An 11819-nucleotide genomic window follows, 5' to 3' on the forward strand; every position below is an offset into this window, starting at 1 on the left:
TAACGTCGCTGGCACTTGGGAATAATCACCTCATGACTTCCGCGCCCCTTGTAAGACGCGTCTGAATATCATCAACAGCGGACCGACGCCTCACTGTTCCGGCTTTAGTTGACGGTTACTCTTCAAACAAGAGTATTCCGTTCAATAAAGCAGAGCATCCATGGCCAACCACAGTTACATGAGCATTACCGGAAACCTACAAGGACTGATCTCCGCCGGCTGTTCCGACACTAATTCCATCGGCAACAAGTGCCAAGTGGGTCACCTTGACGAAATAATGGTATTGGCCTACTCGCACAACATGACCACCGGCAATAACGGCGGCGTTACCGCTGACCGTGGCAAACACCTGCCGATCATGATCACCAAAAACATCGACAAATCCTCACCACTACTGGCCGCCGCACTTCATGAGCGTGAAGTGCTGGACTGCACAATCTTCTTCTACCGAACCTCCCCCGCTGGCACACAGGACAAGTACTTCAAAATCCACATAACCGGCGCAAAAATCGCACACATCAACCTTCAGGTTCCCCACGCCATTCACCTGAACGACGCCCAGCCGCAAGAGTTGGTGTCGTTTACTTATCGCGAAATCAGCTGGACACATATCCAGGCAGGCACGTGCGGTTTCAGCACTTGGGGAAATGACGGTGAATGAGGATTCGTGTGACATCAACGACGTTACCCGAGCTGCTTCCGATCTGGTCGCATTCGGGTGCCACATCGGCGCGACTCAGTTGTACGATAGCTTCAGCCAGCTCAAATTTGGCGAGATTGTCTCGTCTTATGCGAACGAGATTATTCGGGCGGTAGATGAAGGTGTTATTAGTGCCAAGCAGGGGTTGCAAGAGCTTAGGGAGGAACACGCTGAGTTATTGAACAAAGTATCTTTTTATGCTCAAAACGGTGTAGGTGTTGCAGCGGGGATGATGCAATTGCACATAGGTGCCATACAATTCTCCAGCAAAAGCCCACAAGGTATATTTGCAGGAGCACTCTATTCGGCGCACGGCATCAACAACATTCATGAAGGGGTAGTAAATATCTACAACGGCCCTGATGCTCAAAGCACAGTGGGTCCGATTCGTAAATTCTATCAATTAGTGACAAACGATACTCATATAGGAAACACTGCTTACTACAGCGTAGATCTAATTCTTTCGGGGTTTGGCATGCTGCAGCACGTGCGGAAACCAGGTTCAATAGAGCTATTCCATCATGACCCAATTAATTACGAGCGCGCTTACAACCAAACGGGGAATCTGGCTTTGGTATTTGAACTACTGATCGACAGCATAACAGTCAAAAACATAAGCGAAGAGATAGACTTTCGACAAAACAAATAAATCACCATTTTATCTTGAACTCCTCACTAGACATCATGTAAGCATAAACAGAAGCAAAGATCAAAAAACCTAACAACCTAAAAACAACTTCAGACAGACTCACCAGATCCTTAATTGTGTAATAAAAAACCTCCTCAACAAACAAGGCACAATTAAAGAGAATATACTGCCTCACCCATACAGGATACCGATCACTTCGGACATTTCGCCCTCGCAACTCAGCCAGCTGATCAGGAAAGCAGTAGCGAAAATTAACATACAGAAGCAATACGAAAATCAGACCACTTACAATTTCTTTTACATCCTTCAACACTAAAAACATCCCACTGAAAAAATTCACTTGCACTAACGCGCCAATACCACTCAAAGCAAAAGTCAATAAAAATAAAAATATTGTTTGAGTTATAAATCTTAACGTCACGACTTCACACGCCTCAAGAACGTTATATGACACCCTTTTATCATTGAGAGTGAAACAAGACATTTTTCCCGAATACTCATAATTCCACCACCACCTTTGCCCTAAAAAATCGCGCGTAGCAATGTAAACATGCCAGAAATCCCCTAACGTCATTAACCCTGCATCATCACGCACTCATTCAGAGCCTTCCTACAAATGAAAACCATCAAACCTACAAACCTTTCCTCGAATCAAAAAAAATCCGACGCCCTTCAACAAGGCGTCGGATTTTCTTACAGCGTATGGTTTTTACCTAGAGCATCAATCAGAAGTTAGCCGGCGTATTCGCACTAATAATCTCAGCCTCATCCGCCCCGATATTGCGGAACTTGTGCGGCAGCGTGGTAGGAAAGTAATACCCATCCCCCGCATTCAAAACACTCACCGAGCCATCCACGGTCAACTCAACAGTTCCCCGCGTCACCAACCCACACTCCTCACCTTCCGAGTGAACAATCGGCTCTTCCCCGGAACTCGCGCCCGGTGCGTATTGCTCGCGCAGCAGGCGCATCTGGCGGCTTGGGACGGAGGCGCCGATCAGCAGCAGGCGCAGGCCGTGGCGGCCGAGGTCGGGCTGTTCGTTGGCGCGGAACACGTATTGGTGTTCGCGTGGCGGTTGGTCGAAGGTGAAGAAGTCGGCCAGGGACATCGGGATGCCCTCGAGCAGTTTTTTCAGTGAACTGACTGAGGGACTGACGCGATTCTGTTCGATCAGGGAGATGGTGGCATTGGTCACGCCGCTACGCCGGGCCAGCTCGCGCTGGGAGAGTTTGTAGCTTTCGCGTACTAGTTTGAGTCGAGAACCCGTATCCATGACTGCCTTATGTGAGAACGACTTAAGGGCGATGGGGGTGGGTGGCGGGTGACGCGCCGAGGGCGCGGATCACGTTGCTCCCGTGTCCCGGAACCGTGAAAGGCGGCTATTAAATCACGTTTGTCGGTGTTGCTCAGCAGGTTCGATGGACGGTGGGGTAAAAGAGCCTGCTGGTGCTAATTGCGAAGTAAATGCAAAACCTGTGGGAGCTGGCTCGCCAGCGATTGGTGGCACATTCAACATCCCTTTTGCTGAAAGACCGCTATCGCTGGCAAGCCAGCTCCCACAGGTTTTGTGGTGTGTCAGCGGGAGTGAGGGTGGCTGCACTGGCAGGTCAAAAACCGGCGGGGTCTTGGGGGCCGCCGCCGGGGAGGTAACTTAGATGCCGAAACGGTCGCGCAACGAGTAGTAGACGGCGCCGAGGGCGGTCAGTGGTGCCGAGAAAGTGCGGCCGCCGAGCATGGGCATGTGCGGCAGCGATGCGAAGGCGTCGAAGCGTTCGGCGTCGCCGCGGATCATTTCCGAGATCAGTTTGCCGGCCAGGTGCGAGCAGGTGACGCCGTGACCGCTGTAGCCCTGCATGTAGTAGGCATTTTTCTCGATGCGGCCGAATTGCGGCATGCGCGACATGGTCAGCAGGAAGTTGCCGGTCCAGCGGTAGTCGATTTTCACGTCCTTGAGCTGCGGGAAGGTCTTGAGGATCTTCGGCCGGATCAGCTGTTCGATGTCGTCCGGTTCACGCGCGCCGTAAACCACACCGCCGCCGTACAGCAGACGGTTGTCGGCCGTCAGGCGGTAGTAATCCAGCAGGTAATTGCAGTCTTCGACACAGTAGTTGTTGGTGATCAGGCTGCGCGCCTGTTTCTCGGTCAACGGTTCGGTGACGACGATCTGCGAGCCGCATGGCATGCTTTTCGCGGTCACCCGGTTGTCGAGGCCTTGCGGCAGGTAGGCGTTGCCGGCGATCAGCAGGTACTTGGCGCGCACCTGGCCTTTGGCGGTACGCACGACATTCGGTTCGCCGTATTTGATTTCGACGGCAGCCGATTGCTCGTAGATTTTGCCACCCAGACGCACGATAGCTGCGGCTTCACCGAGGGCCAGGTTCAGCGGATGCACGTGACCGCCCTGCATGTCGAGCAGGCCACCGACGTAGGCGTCGGAGCCGACTTCGCGACGAATGTCCGCGGCGTCGAGCATCTTCAGATTGCGGTTGCCGTAGCGTTCCCAATTGCGCTTCTGCTCGGCCAGACCGTTGAGTTGTTTCTTGTTCATCGCTGCGAAAATGCCGCCCGGGCGGTAGTCGCATTTGATGTCGTATTCCTTGATCCGCGACCGGATGATGTCGGCGCCTTCGAAGATCATGCTGCCGAGAATTTCTGCGGTCTTTTCGCCGTAGCGCTCTTCGATCACATCGACGTCGCGGCTGTAGGAGTTGACCAGTTGCCCGCCGTTGCGGCCACTGGCGCCATAGCCGACTTTCGCCGCTTCGAGCACGGTCACTTTATAGCCCGCTTCACTCAGGAACAGCGCCGAGGACAGGCCGGTGTAGCCGGCGCCGATAATGCAGACATCGCACTCGACCGATTCTTCAAGGGTCGGGAAGTCGATGACTTCGTTGCGGGTGGCGGCGTAGTAGCTGTTGACGTGTTGTTGCTTCATTTTATTGTTCTCCGAGGGTCGCCCATTGAAGGCGACCACCGCTGTAGAAAATCAGAGCTTGATCCAGGTCGCTTTCAGCTCGGTGTACTTGTCGAACGCGTGCAGCGATTTGTCGCGACCGTTACCCGACTGTTTGAAGCCACCGAACGGTGCGGTCATGTCGCCGCCGTCGTACTGGTTGACCCACACGCTGCCGGCCCGCAGGCCACGGGCGAAGGTGTGCGCCTTGCTCAGGTTGCTGGTCCAGACGCCGGCGGCGAGGCCGAAGATGCTGTCGTTGGCGATCTGCAGCGCTTCTTCAACGGTGTCGAAGGTGATCAGCGACAGCACCGGACCGAAGATTTCTTCGCGGGCGATGGTCATCGCGTTGGTCACGCCGTCGAAGATCGCCGGTTGCACATAGAGGCCGCCGGTTTCTTCGAGGGTGCGCTGGCCGCCGGCAATCAGCTCGGCGCCCTGCTCGCGACCGATGCTGATGTAGCGCAGCACGTTGTCCAGTTGACGCTGATCGACCACGGCGCCGACGGTGGTTGCCGGGTCGAGGGCGTGACCGGGTTTCCACGCTTGCAGCGCTTCCACCAGCAGCGGAATGAATTGCTCGCGAATCGAACGCTCGACCAGCAGGCGCGAACCGGCGGTGCACACTTCGCCCTGGTTGAACGCGATGGCGCCGGCCGCCGCCTGGGCTGCTGCGCGCAAGTCCGGGGCGTCGGCAAACACCACGTTCGGGCTCTTGCCACCGGCTTCGAGCCAGACGCGTTTCATGTTGCTTTGCCCGGCATAAATCATCAGTTGCTTGGCAATCGCCGTGGAGCCGGTGAAGGCCAGCACGTCGACGTCCATGTGCAGCGCCAGCGCCTTGCCGACGGTGTGACCGAAGCCCGGCAGGACGTTGAACACGCCTTTCGGAATGCCGGCATCCAGCGCGAGTTGCGCGATGCGGATCGCCGTCAGCGGCGATTTTTCCGAAGGCTTGAGGATGAACGAGTTACCGGCGGCCAGGGCCGGGGCGAATTTCCAGCTGGCCATGATCAGCGGGAAGTTCCACGGCACGATCGCGGCGACTACGCCGGACGGCTCGCGGGTCACCAGTCCCAGTTGGTCGTGCGGCGTGGCAGCGACTTCGTCGTAGATCTTGTCGATGGCCTCGGCGCTCCAGCGGATCGCGTTGGCGGTCGCCGGGATGTCGATGCTCATCGAGTCGCTGATCGGTTTGCCCATGTCGAGGGTTTCCAGCAGCGCCAGTTCTTCCTGGTGTTGCAGGATCAGATCGGCGAAGCGAATCAGGATACGCTTGCGTTCGGCCGGGGCCTTGTTGGCCCACACACCGGAGTTGAACGATTGACGTGCGACTTCGACGGCGAGGTTGGCGTCGGCTTCGTCGGTGCTGGCCACGGAGGCGAGGAAACGGCCGTCGACGGGGCTCAGGCATTCGAAGGTGGCGCCGCTGATTGCCGGGCGGTATTCACCGTTGATGAAGGCGCGGGATTCGATGGTCAGGGACTGGAAGCGCTGTTCCCAGTCGTTGCGGGTTGTGGTCATTGTTGTGGCTCGACAAGGGGGGGAATTGGGGGTGTCGGGGTGTTGTGTCTGGTTTGAGAGGGCTGCCCTCACCCTAGCCCTCTCCCGGAGGTAGAGGGGACCGATTGGGGGTTGCTTGGAATCTTCGCCGACCTGAAAAATCTTTGCCGAATCCATAATCGACTCGATCGTTCAGGTCGCTGACTATCTCAATACAACCCGGTCAGTCCCCTCTCCCTCCGGGAGAGGGTCAGGGTGAGGGGCTCTTCGGCTTTTAAAGGCCCGAACCCATCACACCGTATGCAGATACCAGTTGTACTCAAGGTCGGAGATCGAGTTCTCGAACTCGGCCAGCTCGCTTTCTTTACAAGCGACGAACACGTCGATGTACAGCGGGTCGATATAGCGGGCCATGACTTCGCTGTCGTCCAGTTCGCGCAGTGCATCGCGCAGGTTGTTCGGCAGGCTCTGTTCGTTCTGCTCGTAGCTGTTGCCTTCGACCGGCGAGCCCGGCTCGATTTCATTGGTCAAGCCGTGGTGAATCCCGGCCAGCACTGACGCCATCAGCAGGTACGGGTTGGCGTCGGCACCGGCGACCCGATGCTCGATACGCACGGCGTCCGGCGAACCGGTTGGCACGCGCACGGCCACGGTGCGGTTGTCGATGCCCCAGCTCGGCGAGTTCGGTACGTAGAACTGCGCGCCGAAACGACGGTACGAATTGACGTTCGGGCAGAGGAAAGCCATTTGCGCAGGCAGGGTCTCCAGCACACCGCCGATCGCGTGTCGCAGCGCGGCGTTCTGCTCGGGATCCTCGCTGGCAAAGATGTTGTTGCCTTCTTTGTCCAGAATCGAAATGTGCACATGCAGACCGTTACCCGCCTGGCCCGGATACGGCTTGGCCATGAAGGTGGTGTCCATTTCGTGGTCGTAGGCGATGTTCTTCACCAGACGCTTGAGCAGGACCGCGTAATCGCACGCCTTGATCGGGTCGGAGACGTGATGCAGGTTGACTTCGAATTGCGCCGGGGCGCTTTCCTTGACGATGGCGTCAGCCGGGATGCCCTGCTCTTTCGCGCCTTCAAGGATGTCTTGCAGGCAGTCGACGTATTCGTCGAGGTCGTCGATCAGGTACACCTGAGTCGACACCGGACGCTTGCCGGACACCGGCGAACGTGGCGACTGCGGACGGCCGTTCACGTTGTCCTGGTCGATCAGGTAAAACTCCAGTTCGAACGCGGCGCAGATGGTCAGGCCCATCTCATCGAACTTGCGCACGACGTTGGCCAGCACTTCTCGCGGATCGGCGAAGAACGGCTCGCCTTCCAGTTCGTGCATGGTCATCAACAGTTGTGCGGTCGGGCGCTTTTGCCACGGCTCGATGCTCAGGGTGCCCGGGATCGGGTAGCAGATGCGGTCAGCGTCGCCGATGTCCAGGCCCAGACCGGTGCTTTCCACCGTGGAGCCATTAATGTCGAGAGCGAAGAGCGAGGCCGGCAGGTTGATGCCTTTCTCGTAAACCTTGTGAAGACTGGTGCGTTCGATGCGCTTGCCGCGCACCACACCGTTCATATCCGCAATCAGAAGGTCGACGTACAAAACCTCAGGATATTTCTTAAGGAATGCGTTTGCTTCGTTGAGTTGAACGGTACGCAGAGGGACCGACATGATGCACCTATTTAGCTGTTAATTATTATGTTCACTGCTGTTTCGCCGAGCCAGTCAATCCGAAAGGCAAAGTGAAGTCAATAGCGAACAGCTGGCCGTTCAGCGTTTATTTTTCGGGCTTTTTTTAACACTCACGTGCCAACGCAGGCGCCACAAGGCCGGAATTCATGAAGATTTGATGAACGGCGTTTAGAATTTTTTACATGGCAGTTGTTAATTAAAATCAACGAGGCTAAGCTCCGGAAAAGCTCGTTCAAGTGTCAAACTTCGAGGTGAATAAAAATGGCATTCAAGCCATTGATCGGCGTTACTGCGTGCGTCAAACAGATTGGCCTGCACCCCTATCACATCAGCGGCGACAAGTACGTACGTGCTGTCAGCGTTGGCGCTCAGGGGCTTCCAGTGGTCATTCCTTCCCTTGGCAACCTGACTGAAATCGAAGACCTGCTCGGTCAACTCGACGGTCTGCTGCTGACCGGCTCGCCCTCGAACGTGGAGCCCTTCCACTATCACGGCCCGGCCAGTGCCCCCGGCACGGATCACGATCCGGCGCGGGACGCCACCACCCTTCCTTTATTGCGTGCAGCCATCGCGGCGGGCGTTCCGGTGCTCGGCATTTGCCGTGGCTTCCAGGAAATGAACGTGGCGTTCGGCGGCAGCCTGCACCAGAAAGTGCATGAGTTGCCCGGCATGCTCGATCACCGCGAAGCCGACAGTCCGGATGTCGCCGTGCAATACGCACCGGCCCATGCCGTGACAGCACTCGGCGGTGGTGTGTTCGAAGCGCTGGGATTGCCGGGCGAGTTCCAGGTCAACTCGATTCACAGCCAGGGCATCGACCGCCTCGCCCCCGGCTTGCGTGCCGAAGCCGTGGCGCCGGATGGCCTGATCGAGGCGATCTCGGTCGAGCACAGCCCGACTTTCGCCCTCGGCGTGCAATGGCATCCGGAATGGCAAGTGCTGGACAACCCGCCGTACCTGAAGATTTTCCAGGCGTTCGGTGAGGCTTGCCGGCAACGGGCGGCGCGACGCAACCAGCGCTGACTCAACCCAAGAATACGTAACGATTTACTGCCCCCTCGGAAGTCGGGTGTGCCTGCGCACATCCGTCATTCGTGAACAACAACATCCGTAATAACAACAAGCACGACCCAGGCAGCCAGGACGGCGGCGCCGAACAAGCCGGATCGGTAAGTGCAATACCTGTCAGAACAATGCAAAACCCTGTGGGAGCTGGCTTGCCAGCGATGAGGCCGTCACCTTCAACATTAATGGTGACTGACCCACCGCCATCGCTGGCAAGCCAGCTCCCACAGGGGGATGTGATCCGACCGGGAATGCACCTGCAGGCTTGCAATCCACTTAAGCCCGGCCGCGTTGGCCGAGCGAACGAAACCTGTTGGGAGTTTCACATGGCAAACGCCTCCAGCACTTACAGGAAGGCACTTGAAGGTCATCAGCAACCGAAAAAGGTTCTGGTGAAAGTCGACCGTGTCACCAAGAAGTTCGACGAAACCACCGCTGTGGACGATGTGTCCCTGGAGATCCATCAGGGCGAAATCTTTGCCCTGCTCGGCGGCTCCGGTTCGGGCAAATCGACCCTGCTGCGCATGCTCGCCGGTTTCGAGCGCCCGACTGAAGGGCGGATTCTGCTCGACGGTGTGGACATCACCGACATGCCGCCATACGAGCGGCCGATCAACATGATGTTCCAGTCCTACGCGCTGTTCCCGCACATGACCGTGGCGCAGAACATTGCCTTCGGCCTGAAGCAGGACCGTTTGCCCGCCAGCGAAATCGACGCCCGCGTCGAAGAGATGCTGCGCCTGGTGCACATGACCCAATACGCCAAACGCAAACCCCATCAGTTGTCCGGCGGCCAGCGTCAGCGCGTCGCCCTCGCCCGCTCGCTGGCCAAGCGTCCGAAGCTGTTGCTGCTCGACGAGCCGATGGGCGCGCTGGATAAAAAGCTGCGTTCGCAAATGCAGCTTGAACTGGTCGAGATCATCGAGCGCGTCGGCGTGACCTGCGTGATGGTGACCCACGACCAGGAAGAAGCCATGACCATGGCCGAGCGCATCGCGATCATGCACCTGGGCTGGATCGCCCAGATCGGCAGCCCGGTCGACATCTATGAAGCCCCGGTCAGCCGCATGGTCTGCGAGTTCATCGGCAACGTGAACGCCTTCGACGGCACCGTGGTAGAAGACCTTGAAGGTCACGCGATCATTCATAGCCCGGACTTGCAGCAGAAGATCTACGTCGGTCACGGCGTCAGCACCTCGGTGCAGGACAAGTCGATCACCTACGCGATCCGCCCGGAAAAAATGCTCGTCAGCACCACCCAACCGGAGTTCCGCTACAACTGGTCCGAAGGCAAGGTGCACGACATCGCCTACCTCGGCGGTCACTCGGTGTTCTACGTCGAATTGCCCGGCGGCAAAATCGTCCAGTCGTTCATGGCCAACGCCGAACGCCGTGGCGCGCGCCCGACCTGGGACGACAAGGTCTACGTCTGGTGGGAAGACGACAGCGGCGTGGTACTGCGCTCATGAGAACCTTCAATCAGCAATGCCTGCGCCTGGTGCCCAGCGGGCGCAAGTTCGTCATCGGCATCCCGTTCATCTGGCTGTTCCTGTTCTTCATGCTGCCGTTCTTCCTGGTGATGAAGATCAGCTTCTCGGAGGCCGCGCTGTCGATCCCGCCGTACTCGGAGATCTACACCTACGCCGAACAGAAATTCCAGCTGATGCTCAACATCGGCAACTACACCATGCTCGGCGAAGACGAGCTGTACCTGTCGGCCTACCTCGGTTCGCTGAAGGTCGCAGCGCTGAGCACATTGATGTGCCTGGTGATCGGTTTCCCGATGGCCTACGCCATCACCAAGGCGAGCAAGGAAGCGCAAAACGTCCTGCTGCTGTTGATCATGATGCCGACCTGGACCGCGATCCTGATCCGCGTTTATGCGTGGATGGGCATCCTCAGCAACAACGGTTTGCTCAACAGTTTCCTGATGTGGACCGGCCTGACCGATCACCCGATCGAGATCCTCAACACCAACACTGCGGTGTATATCGGTGTGGTTTACGCCTACCTGCCGTTCATGGTGTTGCCGCTGTACGCCAACCTGGTGAAGCACGACGGTAGCCTGCTGGAGGCCGCGTCGGACCTGGGTTCGAGCAACTTCAACAACTTCTGGAAAATCACCGTACCGCTGGCCAAGAACGGGATCATCGCCGGCTGCATGCTGGTGTTCATTCCGGTGGTCGGTGAGTTCGTGATTCCGGAACTGCTCGGTGGCCCGGAGACGCTGATGATCGGTCGCGTGCTGTGGCAAGAGTTCTTCAATAACCGCGACTGGCCGGTGGCGTCTGCCCTGGCGGTGGTGATGCTGTTGATCCTGATTGTGCCGATTCTGCTGTTCAACCGCAGCCAGGCCAAAGAGATGGAGGCACGGGGATGAAACGCTTCGGTTTTTCCAAGTTCATGTTGATCTTCGGCCTGATGTTCATTTATCTGCCGATGCTGATCCTGGTGATCTACTCGTTCAACGCCTCGAAACTGGTGACGGTGTGGGGTGGCTGGTCGGTGAAGTGGTACGTCGGCCTGCTCGACAACACGCAACTGATGGGCTCGGTGGTGCGCTCGCTGGAAATCGCCTGCTACACCGCGATTGCCGCCGTTGCACTGGGCACCCTCGCCGCTTTTGTGCTGACTCGTGTGACGCGCTTCAAGGGTCGTACGCTGTTCGGTGGCCTGGTCACCGCGCCGCTGGTGATGCCTGAGGTGATCACCGGTCTGTCGCTGTTGCTGCTGTTCGTGGCGATGGCGCAGTTGATCGGCTGGCCGCAGGAGCGTGGCATTGTCACCATCTGGATCGCCCACACCACGTTTTGTGCAGCCTATGTGGCAGTGGTAGTCTCCGCCCGCCTGCGGGAGCTGGATCTGTCGATCGAAGAAGCCGCGATGGATCTCGGCGCCAAGCCGTTCAAGGTGTTTTTCCTGATCACCATTCCGATGATCGCGCCGTCGCTGGCGGCGGGCGGCATGATGTCGTTTGCCCTGTCGCTGGATGACCTGGTGCTGGCGAGCTTCGTCTCCGGCCCGGGCTCGACGACGCTGCCGATGGAAGTGTTCTCGGCGGTGCGTCTAGGCGTGAAGCCTGAGATCAACGCCGTGGCCAGTCTGATTCTGCTGGCGGTGTCGCTGGTGACCTTCCTCGTCTGGTACTTCGGCCGCAAGGCAGAAGCCAATCGCAAGAAAGCGATTCAGGAAGCGATGGACCAGACGGCGAATGAGTCGTGGCAGCAGCCGCAACGCGCCGCCACTGCTTAAGCAACAC

11 protein-coding genes are annotated in these 11819 nt (G+C 57.6%); 6 read left to right on the forward strand and 5 right to left on the reverse strand.

The genetic code is table 11. The features are described from left to right. The first annotated feature begins 160 nt into the window (after positions 1-160). Both ACXX9E_RS22225 and ACXX9E_RS22230 read left to right on the forward strand, forming a co-directional pair. Positions 161-661, forward strand: coding sequence for an Hcp family type VI secretion system effector (locus ACXX9E_RS22225; RefSeq protein WP_458556207.1), 501 nt, complete (start codon positions 161-163; stop codon positions 659-661). Further along, a complete protein-coding gene (locus tag ACXX9E_RS22230; protein WP_447808090.1) occupies positions 648-1349 on the forward strand; it encodes a DUF4225 domain-containing protein in 702 nt (233 codons plus the stop codon). Before ACXX9E_RS22225 ends, ACXX9E_RS22230 begins: the two co-directional genes overlap by 14 nt. A 1-nt stretch (position 1350) precedes the next feature. Here the strand turns inward: ACXX9E_RS22230 and ACXX9E_RS22235 are convergent, their stop codons facing one another. The 5 genes from ACXX9E_RS22235 to ACXX9E_RS22255 form a co-directional block, all read right to left on the reverse strand. Further along, positions 1351-1944, reverse strand: coding sequence for a hypothetical protein (locus ACXX9E_RS22235; protein ID WP_458556208.1), 594 nt, complete (start codon positions 1942-1944; stop codon positions 1351-1353). Between the two features lie 130 nt (positions 1945-2074). Next, positions 2075-2623: a cupin domain-containing protein gene (locus ACXX9E_RS22240; protein WP_042558757.1), complete on the reverse strand. Its 549-nt coding sequence runs from the start codon at positions 2621-2623 to the stop codon at positions 2075-2077. Between the two features lie 378 nt (positions 2624-3001). After that, entirely contained in the window at positions 3002-4285 is a 1284-nt protein-coding gene (locus ACXX9E_RS22245; protein WP_322374926.1) for an NAD(P)/FAD-dependent oxidoreductase, read from the reverse strand. A 51-nt stretch (positions 4286-4336) separates the two neighbouring features. Beyond that, positions 4337-5827: an aldehyde dehydrogenase gene (locus tag ACXX9E_RS22250; RefSeq protein ID WP_103370534.1), complete on the reverse strand. Its 1491-nt coding sequence runs from the start codon at positions 5825-5827 to the stop codon at positions 4337-4339. 270 nt (positions 5828-6097) lie between these two features. Continuing rightward, the gene (locus tag ACXX9E_RS22255) at positions 6098-7474 is read right to left on the reverse strand and encodes a glutamine synthetase family protein (RefSeq protein WP_128614797.1); all 1377 of its coding nucleotides are present in this window, start codon (positions 7472-7474) and stop codon (positions 6098-6100) included. A gap of 282 nt (positions 7475-7756) precedes the next feature. On the opposite strand from ACXX9E_RS22255, the gene ACXX9E_RS22260 reads away from it, so the two are divergent. The 4 genes from ACXX9E_RS22260 to ACXX9E_RS22275 all read left to right on the forward strand — a co-directional run bounded on the left by ACXX9E_RS22260 (position 7757) and on the right by ACXX9E_RS22275 (position 11812). After that, a complete protein-coding gene (locus ACXX9E_RS22260) occupies positions 7757-8518 on the forward strand; it encodes a gamma-glutamyl-gamma-aminobutyrate hydrolase family protein (protein ID WP_128614798.1) in 762 nt (253 codons plus the stop codon). A 368-nt stretch (positions 8519-8886) separates the two neighbouring features. Then, positions 8887-10029: a polyamine ABC transporter ATP-binding protein gene (potA, locus tag ACXX9E_RS22265; protein ID WP_095136575.1), complete on the forward strand. Its 1143-nt coding sequence runs from the start codon at positions 8887-8889 to the stop codon at positions 10027-10029. A 29-nt stretch (positions 10030-10058) separates the two neighbouring features. After that, positions 10059-10940 carry an ABC transporter permease subunit gene (locus tag ACXX9E_RS22270; RefSeq protein WP_185015766.1) on the forward strand — a complete coding sequence of 294 codons (882 nt, stop codon included), beginning with the start codon at positions 10059-10061 and terminating at the stop codon, positions 10938-10940. Then, positions 10937-11812 carry an ABC transporter permease subunit gene (locus ACXX9E_RS22275; RefSeq protein ID WP_003226106.1) on the forward strand — a complete coding sequence of 292 codons (876 nt, stop codon included), beginning with the start codon at positions 10937-10939 and terminating at the stop codon, positions 11810-11812. The genes ACXX9E_RS22270 and ACXX9E_RS22275 overlap by 4 nt, the downstream gene beginning before the upstream one ends. Positions 11813-11819: the final 7 nt, after the last annotated feature.

Source organism: Pseudomonas sp. GNP014 (assembly GCF_054344005.1).